23 protein-coding genes are annotated in these 20853 nt (G+C 43.1%); 9 read left to right on the top strand and 14 right to left on the bottom strand.

The window, feature by feature from the left end:
- Positions 1-59: 59 nt before the first annotated feature.
- Both JI666_RS08235 and JI666_RS08240 read left to right on the top strand, forming a co-directional pair.
- Positions 60-1517, top strand: coding sequence for an aldehyde dehydrogenase family protein (locus JI666_RS08235; RefSeq protein WP_206890642.1), 1458 nt, complete (start codon positions 60-62; stop codon positions 1515-1517).
- A 211-nt stretch (positions 1518-1728) separates the two neighbouring features.
- Positions 1729-2241 carry a GNAT family N-acetyltransferase gene (locus JI666_RS08240; RefSeq protein ID WP_206890643.1) on the top strand — a complete coding sequence of 171 codons (513 nt, stop codon included), beginning with the start codon at positions 1729-1731 and terminating at the stop codon, positions 2239-2241.
- 42 nt (positions 2242-2283) lie between these two features.
- Here the strand turns inward: JI666_RS08240 and JI666_RS08245 are convergent, their stop codons facing one another.
- Positions 2284-2577, bottom strand: coding sequence for a DUF5327 family protein (locus tag JI666_RS08245; protein ID WP_206890644.1), 294 nt, complete (start codon positions 2575-2577; stop codon positions 2284-2286).
- 94 nt (positions 2578-2671) lie between these two features.
- Here JI666_RS08245 and JI666_RS08250 point away from each other — a divergent pair, with 94 nt between their 5' ends.
- The gene (locus JI666_RS08250; RefSeq protein WP_206890646.1) at positions 2672-3220 is read left to right on the top strand and encodes a beta-class carbonic anhydrase; all 549 of its coding nucleotides are present in this window, start codon (positions 2672-2674) and stop codon (positions 3218-3220) included.
- A gap of 38 nt (positions 3221-3258) precedes the next feature.
- Here the strand turns inward: JI666_RS08250 and JI666_RS08255 are convergent, their stop codons facing one another.
- A complete protein-coding gene (locus tag JI666_RS08255) occupies positions 3259-3783 on the bottom strand; it encodes a type 1 glutamine amidotransferase domain-containing protein (protein ID WP_206890648.1) in 525 nt (174 codons plus the stop codon).
- A 224-nt stretch (positions 3784-4007) separates the two neighbouring features.
- On the opposite strand from JI666_RS08255, the gene JI666_RS08260 reads away from it, so the two are divergent.
- Positions 4008-4829 (top strand): MeeY/MeeF family manganese export membrane protein, encoded by an 822-nt coding sequence (locus JI666_RS08260; protein ID WP_206890650.1) that lies wholly within the window; start codon positions 4008-4010, stop codon positions 4827-4829.
- Between the two features lie 36 nt (positions 4830-4865).
- Here JI666_RS08260 and JI666_RS08265 read toward each other — a convergent pair whose 3' ends face one another.
- A complete protein-coding gene (locus tag JI666_RS08265) occupies positions 4866-5243 on the bottom strand; it encodes a DUF1499 domain-containing protein (RefSeq protein WP_206890652.1) in 378 nt (125 codons plus the stop codon).
- A gap of 158 nt (positions 5244-5401) precedes the next feature.
- Positions 5402-6400 carry a sigma-70 family RNA polymerase sigma factor gene (locus JI666_RS21900; protein WP_206890653.1) on the bottom strand — a complete coding sequence of 333 codons (999 nt, stop codon included), beginning with the start codon at positions 6398-6400 and terminating at the stop codon, positions 5402-5404.
- Between the two features lie 259 nt (positions 6401-6659).
- Between JI666_RS21900 and JI666_RS08275 the strand changes: the two genes are divergently transcribed.
- On the top strand, positions 6660-6851 hold the full coding sequence (locus JI666_RS08275) for a hypothetical protein (protein ID WP_136946591.1): 192 nt from the start codon (positions 6660-6662) through the stop codon (positions 6849-6851).
- Between the two features lie 296 nt (positions 6852-7147).
- On the opposite strand, the gene fumC is transcribed toward JI666_RS08275, so the two are convergent.
- The 5 genes from fumC to JI666_RS08300 form a co-directional block, all read right to left on the bottom strand.
- A complete protein-coding gene (fumC, locus tag JI666_RS08280) occupies positions 7148-8536 on the bottom strand; it encodes a class II fumarate hydratase (RefSeq protein WP_206890654.1) in 1389 nt (462 codons plus the stop codon).
- A gap of 272 nt (positions 8537-8808) precedes the next feature.
- Positions 8809-9366, bottom strand: coding sequence for a DUF1850 domain-containing protein (locus tag JI666_RS08285; protein WP_206890655.1), 558 nt, complete (start codon positions 9364-9366; stop codon positions 8809-8811).
- A gap of 41 nt (positions 9367-9407) precedes the next feature.
- A complete protein-coding gene (locus JI666_RS08290) occupies positions 9408-10376 on the bottom strand; it encodes a TAXI family TRAP transporter solute-binding subunit (protein ID WP_206890656.1) in 969 nt (322 codons plus the stop codon).
- A gap of 212 nt (positions 10377-10588) precedes the next feature.
- A complete protein-coding gene (locus JI666_RS08295) occupies positions 10589-10966 on the bottom strand; it encodes an SLAP domain-containing protein (protein ID WP_206890657.1) in 378 nt (125 codons plus the stop codon).
- On the bottom strand, positions 10963-12012 hold the full coding sequence (locus JI666_RS08300) for an FUSC family protein (RefSeq protein ID WP_206890659.1): 1050 nt from the start codon (positions 12010-12012) through the stop codon (positions 10963-10965). The genes JI666_RS08295 and JI666_RS08300 overlap by 4 nt, the downstream gene beginning before the upstream one ends.
- A 107-nt stretch (positions 12013-12119) precedes the next feature.
- Here JI666_RS08300 and JI666_RS08305 point away from each other — a divergent pair, with 107 nt between their 5' ends.
- Positions 12120-12755 (top strand): DUF429 domain-containing protein, encoded by a 636-nt coding sequence (locus tag JI666_RS08305; protein WP_206890667.1) that lies wholly within the window; start codon positions 12120-12122, stop codon positions 12753-12755.
- A 226-nt stretch (positions 12756-12981) separates the two neighbouring features.
- Here JI666_RS08305 and JI666_RS08310 read toward each other — a convergent pair whose 3' ends face one another.
- From JI666_RS08310 to JI666_RS08320, 3 genes are read right to left on the bottom strand one after another with little or no spacing between them, the layout of a single operon-like run.
- Entirely contained in the window at positions 12982-13179 is a 198-nt protein-coding gene (locus tag JI666_RS08310; protein WP_206890670.1) for a hypothetical protein, read from the bottom strand.
- 54 nt (positions 13180-13233) lie between these two features.
- Entirely contained in the window at positions 13234-13707 is a 474-nt protein-coding gene (locus tag JI666_RS08315) for a glutathione peroxidase (RefSeq protein ID WP_206890671.1), read from the bottom strand.
- A gap of 59 nt (positions 13708-13766) precedes the next feature.
- Complete coding sequence (locus JI666_RS08320; protein WP_206890673.1) at positions 13767-14837, bottom strand: class I SAM-dependent methyltransferase; 1071 nt, start codon at positions 14835-14837, stop codon at positions 13767-13769.
- A gap of 135 nt (positions 14838-14972) precedes the next feature.
- On the opposite strand from JI666_RS08320, the gene JI666_RS08325 reads away from it, so the two are divergent.
- The 3 genes from JI666_RS08325 (at position 14973) to JI666_RS08335 (ending at position 19234) form a co-directional block, all read left to right on the top strand.
- Entirely contained in the window at positions 14973-16715 is a 1743-nt protein-coding gene (locus JI666_RS08325; RefSeq protein WP_206890675.1) for a B12-binding domain-containing radical SAM protein, read from the top strand.
- Between the two features lie 130 nt (positions 16716-16845).
- Complete coding sequence (locus JI666_RS08330) at positions 16846-18297, top strand: amidase (protein WP_286170667.1); 1452 nt, start codon at positions 16846-16848, stop codon at positions 18295-18297.
- 28 nt (positions 18298-18325) lie between these two features.
- Positions 18326-19234: a DMT family transporter gene (locus JI666_RS08335; RefSeq protein WP_206890677.1), complete on the top strand. Its 909-nt coding sequence runs from the start codon at positions 18326-18328 to the stop codon at positions 19232-19234.
- Between the two features lie 65 nt (positions 19235-19299).
- Here the strand turns inward: JI666_RS08335 and JI666_RS08340 are convergent, their stop codons facing one another.
- Positions 19300-20049, bottom strand: a complete 750-nt coding sequence (locus tag JI666_RS08340) for an IucA/IucC family C-terminal-domain containing protein (RefSeq protein ID WP_206890678.1) — start codon at positions 20047-20049, stop codon at positions 19300-19302.
- The gene (locus tag JI666_RS08345; RefSeq protein WP_206890681.1) at positions 20024-20839 is read right to left on the bottom strand and encodes an ABC transporter ATP-binding protein; all 816 of its coding nucleotides are present in this window, start codon (positions 20837-20839) and stop codon (positions 20024-20026) included. Before JI666_RS08345 ends, JI666_RS08340 begins: the two co-directional genes overlap by 26 nt.
- Positions 20840-20853 lie beyond the last annotated feature (14 nt).

Consider the following 20853-nt stretch of genomic DNA (forward strand, 5'->3'; position numbering starts at 1 on the left):
GGTTTATTTCTTTTAACAAGCGGGAACCTTCTTTAACATACACCAAAGGAGGATTATTCATGGCTAACACATATACAAAGCAATTTATTGACGGCGAATGGGTTACGGGTTCGAGCGACAAAACTGTAACAAATTATAATCCATTTTCCGGTGAGGAATTATTTACATTACAATCAGCATCTGAAGAAGATCTTGATCACGCATATAAAGTCGCGAAAGAAGCTCAGAAATCTTGGGCTCAGACAACACCTGGCAAGCGTCAGCAAATTCTTGATAAAGTGGCGGCACTAATGACCGAACGGAAAGAAGAAATTATCGACTGGCTCGTTAAAGAGTCCGGTAGTACGAAGATCAAAGCAAATGTCGAATGGGCAGCAGCTGCTCGCGTTGTGAAAGAGTCTGCCTCTTTCCCATATCGTATGAAAGGTCAAATTGCACCTTCTGATACACCTGGTAAAGAAAACCGCATTTACAAAAGTGCGAAAGGCGTAATCGGCGTTATTGGACCGTGGAACTTCCCGCTTCACCTTTCCATGCGTTCCGTTGCACCAGCGATTGCTACAGGTAACTCCGTTGTATTGAAACCTGCATCAGAGACACCTGTAACAGCTGGTTTCTTAATTGCAGAGCTATTTGAAGAAGCTGGTCTACCGAAAGGCGTGCTAAACGTTGTAGCCGGTCGTGGTTCTGAGATTGGCGATGCGTTTGTCACACATCCAATTCCGAAGTTGATTTCTTTCACAGGTTCAACGGAAGTTGGTCAGCATATCGGCGAGCTTGCTGGGAAGAACATTAAAGAAACAGCTCTAGAGCTTGGTGGTAATAACGTCTTTGTCGTGATGGACGATGCGGATATCGATCAGGCCGCTGAATCTGCCGCATTCGGTAAATTCCTGCATCAAGGTCAAATTTGCATGGCCATTAACCGCATTATCGTTCACGAAAGCATTCATGATGAGTTCGTAGAAGCGTTTAAAGAAAAAGTCGCTTCCCTACAAGTTGGCGATCCAGCTGACGCGAAAACAGCTGTTGGTCCACTTATCAACAAAGATGCTGTTGAGCGTATTCAAGAATCGCTTAACAAGTCTCTTGAACAAGGCGCTGAGAAAATTTATGGTGGCGAAGTGGAAGGCAACGTGATGCATCCAGTTATTCTAACGAACGTTACGAATGACATGCCGATTGCGAAAGACGAAATCTTCGGTGCCGTTGCACCAATTCTAAAATTCAGCACAGATGAAGAAGCGATTGAAATGGCGAATGCTTCTCAATATGGTCTTAGTGGCTCTGTTCATTCTCGCGACTTAAACCGCGGTGTTCAGATTGCTCATCAAATTGAAACAGGCATGGTTCACATTAACGACCAGCCGGTTAACGATGAAGCGCATATGGCATTCGGTGGTGAAAAGGAATCCGGTCTCGGTCGATTTGGCGGAGAATGGGCTCTTGATAAATTCACAACTGTGAAATGGATTTCTGTTCAGCAAGAACGCCGTCAATATCCGTTTTTCCAATAAACTGTTTTTCGCAGACATTGATGCTATAAGAGTAGGGATAATTTCCGCTCCATTCAGCTAAATGTGTAGTTTTTTAATGAAAACAACATCCTTTACAAAAGGAAGCTAACAATATACATTCAGAGTCCTCGTTTCCTCGAGGGCTCTTCTTTTAAGTTGCTTTTTATTTTCATTTTTGAAAAAATAAGAGATGACATGGGGAGGGACACATATGATTGAAATTCGTGAGGAAAACGCGGCTGACCATGGAGCGATTTTGAAGATTTTAAGGGAAGCCTTTAACGGAGAAGATGAGGTCCAGCTTGTGAATCGAATTAAGGACTCTGAAAGCTTCATTCCAGAGCTATCGCTTGTTGCACTGCATAACCGCAGTGAACCTGTCGGATACATCCTTTTCACCAAAATTGAAATACTCACAGAAAAAGGACGGATCCCTTCCCTAGCTCTTGCGCCAGTTGCCGTAGTGCCTGAACTGCAAAATGAAGGTGTTGGCAATCTGCTTATTAAGGATGGCATGATGAGGGCAACATCTCTTGGCTACCGACATGTCGTTGTTCTTGGTCATAAGGATTATTATCCGAAATTCGGTTTTGTTCCGGCTTCCGAAAAGAACATCACAGGACCGTTCAATGCAGGAGATTCATTCATGGTAAGAGAACTTAAGAAAGACTCTCTGAAAGAGGTAAATGGAGAAGTTGTCTACCCTTCTGCTTTCGGCGTGTAGATTTTTGACACAAAAAAAAGCCGCTTCATTAGCGGCTTCACGTTAGAAGTCGAAGATGGATTCCTCGTTCGCATCTTCTTCTTTCATCGGTTTTGAAGAGAGAGACTGTTGTTGAACTGGTGCCTGTGGTGGTCGCGCCTGCTGTGCGAGCGGTTGAGTCTTTCGTTTAGGCTTTGATTCCGATGCCTGTATCAACATGTCACAATAGGTTTTGATGGCAATGAGCTCTTCGCGAATGCCATCCACATCTGCGTCATTTTCTTCAACGTTATACGTTAGCTGTTTCATACGAGAATTCATTTGATGAACCAGCTGATCAATTGGTATATCTTTCATGTCGGTAAACTCCTTTAAATTGAAGGATCTTTATCACAAGTGTACCAAATCAAAGCGTAAATGAACAAAATTATAAAAGGTAGGAGATTAAACAATGGATACACTTAACGAAGTACTAAAGTTTAACGAACAGTTTGTTGCGAACAAAGAGTACGAACCTTTCGAAACTACAGGTCTTCCTGATAAAAAGGTTGTCATTCTATCTTGTATGGACACACGTCTCGTTGAATTACTTCCACGTGCCATGAATTTAAAAAATGGTGATGTGAAAATCGTAAAGAATGCCGGTGCAGTCGTTAGCCACCCATTTGATAGCATTATGCGAAGCCTTCTGATTGCGGTTTATGAACTTCAAGCTGAAGAAGTTTGGGTTATCGGCCACCATGATTGTGGCAATGGGAAAGTCGATCCTGATGCGCTTATACATAAAATGGAGGAAAACGTGACAGAAGAAGTAGTCGCTTCTTTAAAGCACGTTGGGATTGACCTTCATTCATGGCTTAAAGGCTTTAAAACCGTTTATGAGGGTGTAAACGATAGCGTTTCAGTGATTCAAAATCATCCTCTTCTTCCGAAAAACACACCTGTTCACGGACTTGTGATTGACCCTGCTACTGGGAAATTAGAGCGAGTGACAGAATAATCAAAAGCTCACTCCTAAGGACAGGAGTGAGCTTTTTTTTAAGAATTAGCTAAAACGTCTGCGAACGCTTTTCCGTATTGCGGTAGATCTGGTGGGCGACGAGCAGATACGAGATGACCGTCAATCACGACAGGTTCATCAATCCACGTTGCACCGGCATTTTCCATGTCATCTCGGATGCCTGGCGTGCTTGTGACTTTCTTACCTTCAAGTACTTTTGCAGAAATCAGCACCCATCCCGCATGGCAAATTTGTCCGATTGGCTTTTTGTTTTCTTCCATATGCTGCACCATTTTCAGAACAGAAGGGAAACGGCGAATCTTATCTGGTGCCCAGCCTCCTGGTACAAGAATTGCATCATAATCAGCTGGGTTAATGTCGTCATACGCATAGTCGGATACGACAGGTACACCGTACTTTCCGATATACTTCTCGCCAGCTTTTTCCCCAACGTAGTGAACGGTTGCGCCTTCTTCAATCAAGCGGTAATAAGGGTATGTGAGTTCAAGGTCTTCATATTCATGATGAACAAGACTAATGACTTTTTTATTTGATAAACGCATGTTACCACCTCCATGTTCTACGATATACCATTTTAACCCGATTTCAAAACGAATGCGTTTTTCATTTTGTTAATAGGGTAAGAAATTGGTACCTATTCCATTTGCTACAGAATAGCGCAAAACGCATTCAAATTCATTGCTATCAAGGACTTTTGCTCCCCACGCTCTTCTAGTAAAGACATTTCAATTTGGGGATACTACATAGTATTAAAGGAGAGATACACATGGATGTTGGTCTTCTACTGGAATATGGCTGGGTGCTCCTCGTTCTAATTGGTCTCGAGGGTGTGCTTGCTGCAGACAACGCTCTCGTAATGGCAATTATGGTAAAGCATCTCGATCCAGTAAAACGTAAAAAAGCACTATTTTATGGATTAGGCGGAGCATTTGTCTTTCGTTTTGGCTCCCTCTTTATCATTTCATTTCTTGTTGATATCTGGCAGGTACAGGCGATCGGGGCAATCTATCTCCTGTTTCTCAGCTTAAATCATATTGTGAAAAAATTTGTTCTTGGTGATCGTAAAAAAGATAATCAGAAGAAAAAGCCGAAAGAAGGTTCAGGTTTTTGGACGACTGTTTTAAAAGTGGAGCTTGCTGATATTGCGTTTGCGGTAGACTCCATTCTAGCTGCAGTAGCATTAGCTCTCACACTCCCGAACACGAACCTGCCTAAAGTCGGTGGCATGGACGGTGGTCAGTTTGCTGTTATCCTTACAGGGGGTATTATCGGTCTTATCATTATGCGGTTTGCTGCCAACTATTTTGTTAAACTGCTTCACCGCAAACCAGGATTGGAAACAGCTGCTTTCGTCATCGTTGGTTGGGTTGGGGTGAAACTTGCTATCTACACACTTGCTCATCCAAATCTTGGCATTCTTGCTGAAGACTTCCCTAAAGAGCCAGCCTGGAAAATCACTTTCTGGGGTGTACTCGTTGCCATTGCGCTAGGGGGTTGGTTTCTTTCTTCAGAAAGAGACGAAAACGAACGGGAAGACGAGAACGAAGATACGCTTGAAGAAGAAGACGACGAAGCAGATGAGTTCTAAAAGTAGAAGAACAGGTGCCGATTCGGCACCTGTTCTTTATTTCTGGAAAGCTTCCTTGATTTCTTCCATACGCTTTTTATTAACGCCAAAGTCCGAATATCCTTTACGTGAAGCGGAGCGGAAATGGATGTGTTCACTCGCTGTATCAATGTAAAATTCAATGTCATCTACAAATTTCATGAGCTTAGACGTTTCCTCCGCACGTATGTAGTGCGTGTCTGTCTCTACAATCTTCGTACGATCCCGATTGGATAAGATGGCTTTTAACTTGGTTACTGCCTCTTCAGCAGTTCCTGTATAAGGAATTGGTTTCATTCCATGCTTCTCGTCCGTACTCTGACTTGCTACACAGTTTGGTTTATCTGGACAGGGAGCTAATTTTCCTTGCTTAACACCTAGTTGTTCTGAACTCATTTCGATCGCCTCCTGATATAATTGCTCTACTTTCGTTATACCCTTTCATGTTAGGTCTTGAACATATTATGGCTTACTTTAGTGAAATCAATAGCACATTGATGAATAATGGGGGTCAGGCTCGAGCCTGACCCCCATTACGTTAAAGCATTAAAACTTCATTCATTTTTCTTACTCGCCTGATATACCTTCAGTAACTCTTCTACCTCTACTCCATCAATTGTCATACCTTCTAAATCCGATTTCTCAATCTTAACACCCTTCAAATTACAATCCGTCAGTGTGCTACCATGAAGGTCGCAGTTTTCAAAAAGAAGCGGGAGGTGCTCTTCTCTTCGCCCTGCTGCAAAATGGTCCTCTGGTGGCAAACCTATATTCCGAAACACCGCCCCTCCCATTTGTGCATCTTCAATTTTAAGATCGCTGAGATCAATGTCACGAAATGATATGCCGCTCATATTCATATTCGTAAAGGTGGCTTCTACCATATAGGCATCAGAAAAAATGGATTGCGCCAGATTAGAGTTCATGAAATTGGCATTCGTTAACTCAACCTGGTCAAAGAGTGCACTACGAAGGCGTAGCTCTTTAAATACTTTCCGCTCGAATTCTTCTCCAACATTTTGTTCATTCAATTTCTTTTCAACCATCTCAATCAGCTCCTTTTTCATTCTAGCTCGTGCTCGGCGAATACGACTTTCAACAGCTGACGTTGTGAGTTCTAACATAGACGCGATTTCAACCATGGAATAACCACCCATATAGAAAAGCACGACAGGTGTCCGAACGTCCTCATTCAAACCATTTAGAGCCTGCCACACCACTTCATTGGGCTCAAGATTTTCATCTTCAAAGTGATGTAATAGCTCTTTCTCCTTAAAAGATTCCTCAAGTGCACGAACCATTCTTTTTCGTTTTCTCTTCCAGTCTAGACTCATATTTCGAACGATACTCGTTAGCCAGCTTCCCACTTTACGAGAATCCTCTAGGGTTTCCTGTTTAAGGAATGCTTTAATAAACGCCTCCTGTGCAACATCCTGCGCGAGATGGTAATCGCCAAGGATACTGTAAGCTATAGCATACAGTGCGTTCCCATAATGATGAACCACCTGTCGAAACCCTTCTTCTGTTTGCCATTCCACCTGTTGTTGACTCACATCTCTCACCTCACCAAAGCTTTCACTTATATAGACGTCTCTCACTCTTGGATTCCGTCGCCAACTAAAAAATAGTGCACTCACTTAGTCCGCTCTAGAAAGACAAATGTGTGTGAAGGGGGTCAGGCTCGCGCCTGACCCCCTTTTATATTCATTTAAAAATAAAATTCAAAAAGAGGACAGATAGGGGTCTTCCCACTCTTTTCGCTGCATATATTTGTAGGGCAATAAAAATATTTCTTTCAAAGGGAGTGCTGATATGTTGGATCGAACATTGCTTTTCGTAGCCGCTATGATTGCTGGTTTTGCTTTGGTTCGTCTGTCTGAGGCTGATTCATTCTTGTCTAGTCTCAATCCAGTCTTCGAAGTTGTTGGCTTTGTAGCAGCGCTATTATTTGCACTTGTCTTGATCTACAAAGGCGTCATGGCTATTTTACCTCGGAAAGCGTAAGCGCTTTCCACTCCTGAAAGAAAAGCGTAAGTAGCCCGTTAAGATCCATAGGATGTTGGAGCTCTTTAGAATGAGACGCTTTTTGTCTCAATCTAAAGAGTGAAACAGCCGGAGGATTTGGGCTACTGCAGCTGGACACGAAAAGCGTAAGTAGCCCGTTAAGATCCGTAGGATGTTGGAGCTCTTTAGAATGAGACGCTCTTTGTCTCAATCTAAGGCGTGAAACAGCCGGAGGATCTGGGCTGCTGCAGTTGGACAACGAAAAAGCGGGATCTCAGCGACCCCGCTTTTTCGCATTATTCTTTTGGTGCAATCATGTCTTCCGGACGAACGATATCATCGAACTGTTCCGCAGTTAATAACCCGCTCTCAAGAGCCGATTCGCGAAGCGTTGTGCCATTCTCGTGCGCTTTCTTCGCAATCTTCGCAGCATTTTCATAACCAATGTGCGGGTTAAGGGCCGTTACAAGCATTAACGAGTTCTTCAAGTAATCTTGAATCACTTCTTCGTTTGGCTCAATACCAACTGCACAGTTATCGTTAAAGGACTTCATCCCATCTGCAAGTAAACGAGAAGACTGCAGGAAGTTATAAATGATAACAGGTTTAAAGACGTTCAGCTCAAAGTTCCCCTGACTTGCTGAGAAACCGATCGTAGCATCATTCCCCATTACCTGTGCTGCAACCATTGTAAGTGCCTCACTCTGTGTTGGGTTCACTTTCCCTGGCATAATAGAGCTTCCAGGCTCGTTAGCTGGAATGTTCAATTCACCAATGCCGCAGCGCGGTCCACTTGCAAGCCAGCGTACATCGTTAGCAATTTTCATTAGATCTGCTGCCAACGCTTTAAGAACACCGTGAACATGAACCACTTCATCGTGACTTGTAAGTGCATGGAATTTATTCTCCGCTGATGCAAATGTCTTGTCTGTCATTTTGCTAATTTCTTCAGCAACCATGTCACCGAATTTCGGATGTGCGTTCAGTCCAGTACCAACTGCTGTACCACCGATTGCAAGCTCCTTCATGTATTTCACACTTTCTAGAAGCATGCTTTCGCACTTCACAAGCATACGGTGCCAGCCGCTGATTTCCTGACCGAGCGTAAGTGGCGTTGCATCTTGAAGGTGTGTACGGCCAATTTTGATAATATGATCATAATCCTGCATTTTTTGATAAAGGGTTTCTTTTAGTTCAATAAGAGCTGGATAGAGATGGTCTTCAACAGATAGGACTGCAGCAACGTGCAGTGCTGTTGGGAATGTATCGTTAGAAGACTGAGATTTATTCACATCATCGTTCGGATGAATGCGTGCTTCGCTTCCTTGTTCTTGTAAAAGTTCATTCGCTCGATAAGCGATTACTTCATTCATATTCATATTGGACTGCGTACCGCTACCGGTTTGCCACACTACGAGCGGAAAATGCTCATTATGCTCGCCGTTAATTACTTCATCCGCTGCTTTCACAATGGCATCTGCTTTCACATCTTCAAGCTTTCCAAGACGTTGGTTCGCGAGTGCTGCGCCCTTCTTCAGAATCGCAAATGCTTTTACAACCTCAAGCGGCATTTGTTCGATACCGATTTTAAAGTTTTGCTTACTCCGCTGCGTTTGGGCACCCCACATTTTATCTGCTGGTACTTTGATTTCTCCAATTGTGTCTCGTTCAATACGATAATCCATTGTGATCCTCCTTCAGAGTATAAGCTAACAGGTTCCACTTCGATAAAAAGCAGTGAAGTCCTTTTTCTTAAATCAATTTCTTTTTATGACGACGCTTACATCATATCACACTCTTCTTCTACCTGGAATCCGCATACTGTCACGTTTTTTCTCATAAAAAAAGCCGCCCATAAATGTGAGCAGCTCATTACGCATTAACAAGTTCTGTCTCCTAGTTATCCTTTCATGTGCATTAAATACTAGAAAGATCGCTATATACAGTTGAAAGACGGTTACTGTTCAAGAACATTAACTCCTTTCATCCATTGCCATAAGCTAATCGATGCTGATTCTAGATGCACCCTGGAGCCAGGTTTAATAAACGTACTTAGTTCAATTTCTTTACCCTGTACAAGAAGAATATGGTTTGCGACAACCTTACCTGTTCTAAGATCAATGGAGGGAAATTGTCGATTCATATCTTTAATCTTATAACCATCCTCATCTTGCACAAATCGCTCACCTTCCCCTGCATTTGAAGGCATTCCGACACCAAACGTTTCATAGGCTAGTTCATACTGCACGATTTCCCCTGACTGAGCAATATAATACGACTCCTGCACAGGTGTTTTATGAACGGAATGAGTGTAGCGAATATCAAAACTAGAAGGATCATCTTCGAATGGCATATAAGCAATAACCTTCCCCGATTCTCCATTTTCAACAGCCATGACTGGAAAGAATGGGTACATAAAAATAATCAATATAAGCACAAGTGCTACACTAATTTGAAAGAAAAATTGTTTTGTGGAATTAGAAGGGTTCATAGTAAGAAGACGCAGGCTTTTCACCTGAGTCCATCACATCCTTTTCTAAAAAATTTACAGGACCGTTACTCTACTCCCTTTTCATCAAAGTACTTTTTCGCACCTGGATGAAGATCGATTCCAACACCTTCTAGAGCTGTGTCAGCTGTGATAAATTCACCCTTTGCATGCGTAATCTTATCTGAATTATCAAAGATCGCCTTCGTAATTTGATACACATAATCTTCATCTAGATCTGAGCGTGCCACTAGCATCGCTAGTACTGCAACCGTTTTGACTTCATTTTCAAGGCCATATGTTCCTCTCTTAATTGTATCTTCAGCATAGTAAGGATATTTTTCAATTAGTTGAGTAACTTTATCGTCTTCAATTGGAATAATCGTTACTGGCTTTATAGCTGAAAGTCCTTCAACTGCACCTGTTGGTGTTCCAGACGTAATAAAGGCAGCATCAATCGTACCTTCTTGAATACCTTCAGTTAATTCATCAAACGCAAGGTGTTGGGCATCTATGCCTTCCATTGTAATACCATGAATTTCTAGTACCTGTTCTGCGTTCGCATATGTTCCACTACCTGGAGCACCAACTGATACTTTCTTACCTTTTAAATCAGCTACTGAGGAAATGCCACTTTCCAAGAGTGTGACAATTTGAATGGTTTCAGGGTAAAGCGTTCCAATCGCCTGGATGTTATCCACTTTGCCATCTTCAAACATTAATTCACCTTTTGTGGCATATGCTGCAATATCTGTTTGGGTAAAAGCAATATCACCCTCTCCATCTTGGAGAATTTGCATGTTTTCAACAGACGCGCCAGTAGACTCAACATTCGCACTCTCGTTGTCTGTTTGATTTTGGATAATAGTAGCAAGCTCTCCACCGAGTGGGAAGTATGTTCCACCTGTTCCACCTGTTAGTAAACTGAGCTCTGAAGGTGATCCATCTGCTTCTTCGTCTGATCCCCCACAAGCTCCGATTACCATCACTAGTGATAGTGCAGCTACGAATAAACTAAGTAGTCTTTTCTTTCCCATGCCAACTCCCCACCTCAATAATTAGAAAATTTCAAATTCACTATACCATATTGCTTCATTAAATGGTACGGGACGCTGTAACAGCTGTATTCACAAATGGCTGTTATAAAACAAAAACACCTACAGTTCTACTTAATCCGCTTTTATTCGACTACTAAACCTTACGGAATATTGTCGAACAAAAGAGAAAATCAGTTGAGTGCAGATGTTTTTTACTTATGATTGTTTTTTAATGAAATTCCCCAAGTATGAAGAGAAGGTGGTCGAATAAACGAGTTGGGTTGAAAAATAAATGTCCATGGGACGGCTGTCTGTGAAGGAACAAGCAGATTATGCGTGAAACGCCCCTCAGCCAATACGTCACCGTCCTCCTTGTAACAAAGCAAGCGATCTTGTAATCGCCAGTCGTCCCTCCCATTTAGAATGCAAACAGATGCAAGTACGCATCCTTGATGGTTGAAAGCAGCCCTAACCGGAACAAACTCCAATCTTCCTTCTTGTATAGGATTCTGTTCGTAAACGGTCTGGAACATTTTCCGATCACTTGGAGCAATTGTCCTGTCCCATTTCTCTTCAAATAATAAGGTCAACGCGATCGCTCCCTTTTGCTATATCGATCTTCTTTTTCTTCCAACGTGCAGAGGTCATCAATCACATCATTTAAAGAGAGAAGCTCAAAAATAATAATCATCTTCCCAGTAAAATGATGACGTGGCTCATCCACTTCTGTTCGCTCATTATCGAGTCGATGAAACAACTCGTCTAACTTCTCGATACTCTCCAAATGCTTTTGGGTAAGCTGGTTGGACGGTTTATGAAATGCTCTTGATATTGAATGACCCGCCTCGCATATAATGCGATGGTCTTCTTCAACCATTCCTTTTCTTGTATCTGTAAACAACATATTGCCCAGGTGATAAAGGATTTTCTGCAAGTATTCGAGCTTCTTTAGAACGACTGAAAAGCTACGAACGTCATGCATGCTGTGTCTTCGGTACTTCCATTCCTCTCGCTGGTAGGAGATTAATTTATACGTCCGTTCAAGATCTCGACTTAAACGTTGGTATACAAGCGTCTGTTTTCTAGCATGCGGCAAATCTGCAATGATTTGCTCAAGTAAATCACCCGCATTATGATAGAGTCGCTCGACACCCTCGTTGATCATCGTATGAAATTTTGGGGGCATCACGAAATAGTTTACTGCGGTTGAGACAACAATTCCGATTAACGTTGTACTGAGACGAAAGGCGAATAAAGACATGTAATCACCTGAAGTATCTGGGATCATCGCTACTGCAGTAAGCGTTGCAACAAGCATACCGTCATCCAAACCAAGCTTGTGGCACGCAATAAGTGTGAAGGTCGCGGCTAGCGCGTATGTGAAGGGAGATTGATGAAGAAAAGATTCAAACAACATGGCAAACCCGGCACCGATTGCGGCGGCTGGAAAACGCACGATTCCTTTTTTAATCGAATCTGATGCCGTTGGCTCAACTGTTACAATTGCCGTAATGACCGCAAATAGAACTGGCAATCCAAGCGCATCACAAATCCAGGCTGTCAAAAAAGCTGCCAGACCCGTCTTCAGAATTCTCCCACCTACAAATTTAAATACTTTCTGTTTTAGTTCCACCATATATATCAGTCCGTTTCTATTCTTTCATTATAACGTACGTAGATGGTTTACATGAACCCGTTTTCAACTTAATGTGTACTTAAACAAACTCTGAAGGAGAAATCCGTATGACCATATATGTAGGTATTGACCTATCCGGGCCGTCCAATACAAAAGAAACGTCGCTCGCTTTCTTTAAAGGAGAAGACTCGCACCTTACCTTCCAACAGATCGTTAATGGGGCAACAGATGAGGAGATCTACGAGCTGTTGCAAGAGCAAACAGACTCAGTCGTCATCGGCATTGATGCGCCGCTCTCCTATCAACCTGGCGGAGGAGATCGGAAAGCCGATCGTGCTCTAAGGAAAGAAATTATCGCAAAAGGAATGAAAAGCGGATCGATAATGACCCCTACCATGACGCGAATGGTTTACTTAACGCTACGAGGAATTACGCTTTCAAGAGGCTTATCAAGCACAACCTCTGCTAGCATTGTTGAAGTTCATCCAGGAGCTGCAGTTGGTTTACGTTCGCCGGACCTCTCTTCTGTCTTAACCTATAAATTAGAAATTGATCCTCGTCACAACCTTAAAGCGTTTCTCGAAAAAGACGGTGTTAAAGACATACCAACTGATGTGCTTCAATCGTCCCACTCCTTCGATGCCTGTCTCGCTGCTTATGCCGCATGGAAATGGAAACAAGACAAATCTGAATTTCTCTATCCTGCCGAGCCTCCTTTTCACCCGTTTCCATTTAGTTGTTGAAAGGTTCTTTTCTCAAAAATTGTTGCTATATGAGTGGGTTAATTTCCGCTCCAGGATGCTCGCTTTCCGCGGGGCGGGCGCTGAGCCTCCTTCCGCTCCAATCAGCTAAGTGTAACCTCTCATACGAAAATTTCTTTTAAAAGATTTTTCTATAGAAAACCTCAAATCATAGCTAATTGAAGCGGAAATTCACCACAGAAAACACCATAGAAAAAGACCCTGTGCACTAGCTGCGCAGGGTTTTTTGATCTAAGACTTTTGGAACGATGCCGCGAACGACGATGTATAGTAGACTTATAAAAAATGCTGTGATTGCCATTGCAAATGAAGGAAACACATCCCATTCACGGTCCATGTCCCAGCCACTGAACATCGCTCCTGAAAAAGTGCCAATCATATAGCAAAACGGAATCCACCATTTCATTTCGAGATCACCTCAAAAATGATATACCCCGTTTCGACAACATTCGAACCTTTTTTAGAGCATTCCTTCAATCTCTTTTTTAATAGACGATGGTTCTGTTTTCGGCTCAAAGCGCTTGATGACTTGACCATCTTGATCAATCAAAAACTTCGTAAAGTTCCATGGAATATCTTCGTGTGGAACACCAGGTGCTTCGTTCGTTAAGTACTTGTACAATGGATGTGCGTCTTCTCCATTCACGTCCACTTTCGCGAACATTGGAAAGCTTACACCGTAATTGATCGAACAAAACTCTTCAATTTCTTCCTCTGAGCCTGGTTCCTGAGCGCCGAATTGATTACAAGGAAAACCAAGAATTTCAAACGGCTTATCTTCTAAAGACGTATACAATTCTTGGAGCCCCTCATACTGTGGTGTTAAACCACATTTACTTGCCGTATTTACAATGAGAAGGACCTTCCCACTGTATTCAGATAACGGAACCTCTTTTCCTTGAAGCGTTTCTGCAGTAAAAGAATGGACACTCATCAAATTCCTCCTAATGATTACTTCACCCCACTTTTACCATAGTTAGGATGGTAAGGCTACTAACGCGCTCTTGCGATAATGCCATTGTGAACTTTTATAAACCCATGCCTGACAATATCAAACCCGTTCTCATAGGCATACAGCCCCATCTGGCGGATATCCATTAATTCGCGATACGTATGGTTCATCATATCGGCCATCACGTGATAATAGATTCTCGATTTCATCTGATTCCGCGGTGTAGTCATGACCACATACCCATCATCCTTCACGAATTTTCGATGCCACTCAAGTATGGCTGGCTTATGTTCATCAGGGACATGCTCAAGAAGACCAACGCTCAGAACAATATCAAACTCTTTATGAAAATCAAGCTCCCGGATATCTTTTACAAGATACGTAATGTTCATTTGGTCTTTGTACCAAACCTTTGGAGCGCCCGTTTGGGGATTCGTACCAAGGAATGGATAAGTATTCGGAAAATGCGCAAACCGATCCGTCTTACAGAAAGCATCATAATCGACCATGACTACTTCTCCGCCAGGATACATGGCGTGAAGCTGCATCGCTTCATATCCTTCAGCCGCCCCGAGAAAGAGAATACGAGGATTCTTCACATCCAATCCCTCAAAAAGAGCTCGTTTTCCGCGCGGATCCCAGATGCCATCTTCAATACGGTGAACGTAGTTCCACAGGGATAGACGCGCCATCTCCCCGAGACCTTGCTTAATGTCACGAAGGTGGAAACCTTTGAAGCTATCTTTCAGAGAGGATTTCAAGCGCTGCTGCTCAGCAGGTACGTCCTGCATAAACAGATTATGAAAAGATCGATTGAAATACTCCCAGGACGTTTTAACAGGCATATCCTGCTCGTGCTCTCTTTCCCAATCTTTCCGTTCCTTCGCAAGCTTTTTTACTTCAAAAGGCCTACCAATCTCTTTCCATGACAGCTGCGACCAGTCACTCACAACATTGGCGTTCAGAAATCGATCCAACTGTTCGTTTCTAGCATTTCGTAGATCGACGCGATAACTTGGCAAAAGTGCAGTATACTCGAAGTCCTGTTCTGAAAAAGGATGTTCCGGCGTTATTGAAGCAAGTTCCACTAGCGTCACTCCCTGCTTTTTCATTCATTCTCTCACGTAATCGTTTTCATTTCAAATATTTTCCGAATAATCAGACTGTAAGTTCCCCATTCTGTAACTGATTAATTTTTCCTGAAGGTGATATAATGAAGAAATTAACGATGCAGGAGTTGGAAAAGAATGAAGATTGTTGTTAGTACGTTAAATGCGAAGTTTATTCATACATGTCTCGCGTTGCGTTACTTAAAAGCTTCCGCTGCCCCAGAGTATGACGTCAAGATGGCAGAATATACGATTAAAGATCCGATTATGAATATTGTAAGTGACCTTCATAGCATGAAAGCAGATGTAATTGGATTTAGCTGCTACATTTGGAACATTGAAGAGACGATTCCGGTTATTGAAATGCTGAAGAAAGTAAACCCATCGTTAACGATTGTACTCGGTGGACCAGAAGTTTCATATGATGTGTATGAGTGGCTCGACCGTATTCCACAAGCGGATTATATTGTGATGGGTGAAGGCGAGGAGACGTTCAAGAACCTTCTTCAATCAATTGAATCAGGGGATGCCGAACACGTTAAAGGAATTGCCTACCGTAAAGACGGAACCAACCATATTAATTCACCTGCACCAAAGCTTAGTTTGAGTGAAATTCCTTCTCCATTCCGATTTGAAGAGGATCTCGCTGACCTTGGTCGTCGTGTCACTTATGTTGAAACAAGTCGTGGCTGTCCTTATTCATGTCAATTCTGTCTTTCTTCTATTGAAGTCGGCGTCAGGTATTTTCCTGCCGAACGCATGAAGGAAGAACTTCGCTACCTAATGGACAATGGTGCCAAAACAATTAAATTCGTCGATCGAACGTTTAACATTCGAAGAAACTATGCGATTGATATGTTTCAGTTCTTAATTGACGAGCATCGCCCAGGCTGTGTTTTCCAATTTGAAATTACAGCTGACATCATGCGTCCTGAAGTGCTTGAGTTTCTAAATCGCGAAGCACCACCAGGACTATTCCGATTTGAGATTGGAATTCAATCAACTAATGATGAAACGAACGAGCTTGTGATGCGAAAGCAGAACTTCGAGAAGCTTGCACGTACTGTCACAATGGTGAAAGAAGGCGGAAAGATTGACCAGCATCTTGATTTAATTGCAGGTCTGCCTGAGGAAGATTACAATTCGTTCCGTAAAACATTTAACGATGTCTTCTCTTTCCGACCAGAAGAGCTACAGCTTGGATTTCTTAAAATGCTTCGTGGTACGGGTGTCCGCTTAAGCGCTGAGAAACACGGCTATCTATATATGGATAACGCCCCATATGAAATTCTCGGAAACAACGTCCTATCGTTTGATGACGTGATTCGCATTAAACAGGTAGAAGATGTGCTCGAGAAATACTGGAACGATCATCGAATGGATACAACGATCGAATATTTAGTAACCACTGTCTTTGCATCTCCATTTGACTTCTTCCAGGAGTTCGGAAGTTACTGGGAAGGGAAAGGCTGGTCACGGATCGGTCATCAACTTGAAGATCTTTTCCGTCGCCTTGCTGCTTTTATTAGCATATATGCGCCTGAACACTTAGAGCACGTTACCACGCTGATGAAAATTGATTATCTTTCTAAATCGAAAAAGAAACCTCGTACTGTTTGGTGGAGCGATCGTCTCGGCAAAGAAGAAGAAATTGCTTTGTTAAAGTTCGTTAATGAAAATCCACTCGTACTTGGAGAAGCTTATCAAGCGTTAAATCTATCAGAACGTGATCTTTATAAACATACCGTCATTGATCTCCTTCCCAGCAGTCAGGAAGAACCTGATCAAAAAAATATTTTACTTGTTTACTATCATCCGAAAACAGATGAGCGTGAAGTGTTCTACGGCCCGCTTCCTTCAGAATCTTCGGTTGTCCTGTGAGGAAATGAGGCATTTCGTTGATCGCGAAGTGCCTTTTCTCTTTCTCCTTATAAAGGATTCTGATGCTAAAAGCCGAATAGATTAACTAACCAATGTCGGAGGGTAGGCCGACAAAATATGGAGGGATAGCATGACACTAGTAGAAATGGATGCCCTGTCCCTGTCGAAGAAAATTTCCAATCGAGAAATTTCATCGTACCATGCTGTAAAAACGTATATTGAGCACCTTAACACGATCAACCCTGTCCTAAACTGTCTTGTTGAGAATCGCTTTGAAGCTGCTTTAGAAGAAGCAAGAAGAGCTGATTATACACTTACAACGGAAGAAGCTAGAGGTCGTTTGTTTGGTGTTCCAATCAGTGTAAAAGAGTGTTTTCATGTTGAGAATATGACCACAACAGGGGGGCTTAGCTACCGAGCAGGCTCGCGTGAGAAAAAAGATGCAGAAGTAATCAGACGTCTTCGAGCAGAAGGAGCGATTATACTCGGCAAAACGAATACCCCTGCGCTTTGCTTCTGTCAGGAAACAGATAATAAACATTACGGGAGAACGAATAATCCGTGGGATATTACGAGAACAGCCGGAGGGTCAAGTGGCGGAGAGGGCTCGCTGATCGCAGCAGGTGGTGCCGCTGTTGGGATTGGGGCTGATATTGGTGGGTCGATACGCTTTCCTGCACATTTTAATGGCGTAGTCGGATTTAAATCAGGAGAACGTCAGGTATCGCAGGAAGGGAATTTTCCATATGTCGATAAACCAGAGCAGGAGCGCATGCTTGGCATTGGAGCTATAAGTAAGTCTGTTCAGGATGCACGGCTAATCAACGAGATTATTGCGAATGAACCGCCACCTGATCGTACCCTTTCAGATTTTAAGATCGTCTATCCCCTTCCACACCACCGTTTTCCGATTAACCGTGAGACGTATCAACTGATTACGAGTATAAGAGATACGTTTGATGGAGAACTCGCTGAAGAACAAGCAAACCCGCCGTTCTTTAATGAGGCTGCCTTGATGTGGCAGCAAATGATGTCCATTGATGGTGGAGCCGATATGGCAAAGCTGATGTTGGACCATGACAAAGCGAGTCCATTCGGGGAATACATGAAAGAAAAGTTCTTCCGCAACTCTGATGTCCACCCTTATCTTTCATGGGCATTAATTGGAGCGCGACTTTTTAAACCAACGCAAAAGCAAATCAACCAGATCCACGCTGCCCTAAAGCGTGGTGATGATATTCTAGAAGACTATTTAGACGATCGTATATTAATTATGCCTGTTTACCATTCGCCAGCTCCAGTTCACGGTCAACTCTATCAAGAGCTTTTTTCGATACGGAAAACGTTTCTGCATTACATGCCAAACGTAGCGTATGCCAATGTATGGGGACTTCCCTCCCTTGTCGTTCCTGTTGGAACAAGTAAAGAGGGGCTACCGATCGGTGTTCAGCTTGTCAGTCGCGTCGGCAATGAGGAAGCGCTCTTCCAATTCGGTGAGCAGCTTGAGAAACGGGTTGGTGGCTATAACCGCTGTACAGCACACGATAATGCCAAGGAACAAGCTGAGGCTGAATTGGTTTAACGAGTCACAATGGAGGAATGAATAAGAGTTGTCTACAGAACAAAACACGAAACCATACGTAGCTATTATCATCGCTGTTCTTTTCGTATCAACATCAGCCGTTTTCGTGAAGCTAGCTTCTGCACCTGCTTCGATCATTGCGATGTATCGTCTTCTGATCGCGATTTTGATTATGCTACCAATTGTTTTTATCAAGTATAGAAATTCATTTAAAGCTATTAAAGGAACAGACTGGGGATATGGAAGTCTAGCAGGCGTGAGCCTCGCTTTTCACTTCATTCTCTGGTTCGAGTCACTGAATTACACTTCTGTCGCAAGTTCAGTTGTTCTTGTTACACTACAGCCGCTTTTTGCATTTGTCGGTACGTTTCTCTTCTTCAAAGAAAAACTCACCCTTCCCGCGATTGCAGGAGGGGTAACGGCTGTTGCTGGATCAATTGTAATTAGCTGGGGCGATTTTCAATTAAATGGGATTGCACTATTAGGCGACCTACTTGCTCTAACAGCTTGTGCCATGGTAACCGGCTATCTCTTATTCGGTCAGAATATCCGAAAGAGGCTAGATCTCATTCCATACACATTCATTGTCTATGGGATTGCGGCTGTGACGCTCGTTCTCTATAATCTGATCTTGCACTATCCTTTTGTTTCATACCCTGCTTCTGACTGGATGTATTTCATCCTACTGGCACTCTTCCCTACTCTCTTAGGCCATTCGCTCCTAAACTGGGCGGTGAAATGGGTAAGCGTGAACGTTATTTCGATGAGCATCCTTTTTGAGCCAATCGGAGCAAGTCTCCTTGCCTATTTCATTCTTGGAGAGACACTCCATAAGATGCAGTGGATTGGAGGAGGCATCATCTTAGCAGGGCTATATCTGTTCATTCGAAGTTACAGACGAAAACCAGCGAACAAACTTAAAAAGCGTGCCCTTTAGGGTACGCTTTTTCATTCGACACCAATCGAGCTAAACCGGGTGGTGCCTGTCACCCGCGGTCCCGCCTAGCGGGCTTTTGGGCATGTTTTACAGCACGGGCTTTCAGCGGAGATTTGATCTTTCAAACAGCACGTTTTTCGGATGCGCAGAGATCCTTCCTCTCGTTCTGTTTTCTCAGAATAATAAGGTAGGAAGGGGTTAGCTCCGCACGTGAAGCTTGTGCAGTTGAACTCACGAAGGAAATAATGAAAGTCCTCTTCTCCCCTACGTTTTTGCTCGGAATCCCCTTCACCCGGAATAAGTGTTTCATAGAGCCAGAATAAATAGATCGCTGCGTTTTCCCAGAGAATCGTAGCGGATAGTTTCGTCGCTTTCACCATTGTTTCAATAATAGGTGCAAGGTTCTCATTAATCAGCTCGTTCGCTAGCACAGCTCTAGCATCGATTCGATCCTTCCCATTCCTTCTCCATTCATCACGGATAACAAGATTCATACTCCAAGACTCGGCATCTGTATCCAGTTGATAGGCAAGTTGCTCTGGAGCTGCCACAATCGGCTTATTCCACATTGTAAACGCATATAGACTGGAAACGAGCGTCATTAAACCATAACGCTTCATAAACTGTGATCCAGCGACAATAGGATTAGGGAAATGTCCGTCACCCACAAGGCGTTCGAGTATCGCCGTCAACTTCTCCTCATCAAGAAGTTGCTCTACATTTGGGTAACTACTTGCATCAATTCCAATGTGAAGACGAAGCTTCTCAAGTCGTTTCTTCTCTTCTATGCTAAACTTTTGTGGTGTTGCGGCCATGAACCTTCCTCCCCTTCCCATGCGGAACACAGAGTGGTGTGCCGAATAGCGGATCTTCGATAATGTCACTTCGAAGTCCAAATACTTGCTGCACAAGCTCTTCATTCACAATATCTTCTGGCTTCCCCTGGTCATAAATCCCTTTATCTTTGACTGCAATAATATGGTCAGCGTATCGGCACGCAAGGTTAAGATCATGCAGCACCATCAGAATCGTTCGATTGTCTTCTTTATTCAATTCAAAAAGCAAATCAAGTACTTCTACCTGGTGAGCTAGATCTAGATACGTCGTTGGTTCATCAAGTAGAATAATGTCTGTATCTTGAGCGAGTGTTAGCGCAATCCACGCTCGTTGACGCTGTCCACCGGAAAGCGAATCCACATTCCGCTCTGCAAATTCTTCCATGTGTGTTGCTCGTAACGCCTTTTGTACGGCTTGTTCGTCTGCCTCTGACCACTGACTTAACCACGTTTGATACGGATACCGTCCTTGCTTAACAAGTTGCAGAACAGTTAGTCCTTCAGGAGCCACGGGTGACTGCGGAAGAATAGCCATTTTACGAGCAATTTCTTTCGTTGGTTTGTTCGATATCGCTTCTCCATCAAGAACAATTCCTCCAGAATGGGGCTTTAGGAGGCGCGCTAGGCTTCGTAACAGCGTCGACTTGCCACATCCATTTCCACCAATTAACACACTCATTTCACCTTTAGGAATAAGTAAATTGAGCTCATCAATAACGGTATGCTCACCGTATCCAAGCGTTAGATCTTCCGTTTGTAAAGCGTACACTTCGCCCACCTCCT

The organism is Bacillus sp. NTK071, assembly GCF_017303315.1.
Lineage (GTDB): Bacteria > Bacillota > Bacilli > Bacillales > Guptibacillaceae > Guptibacillus.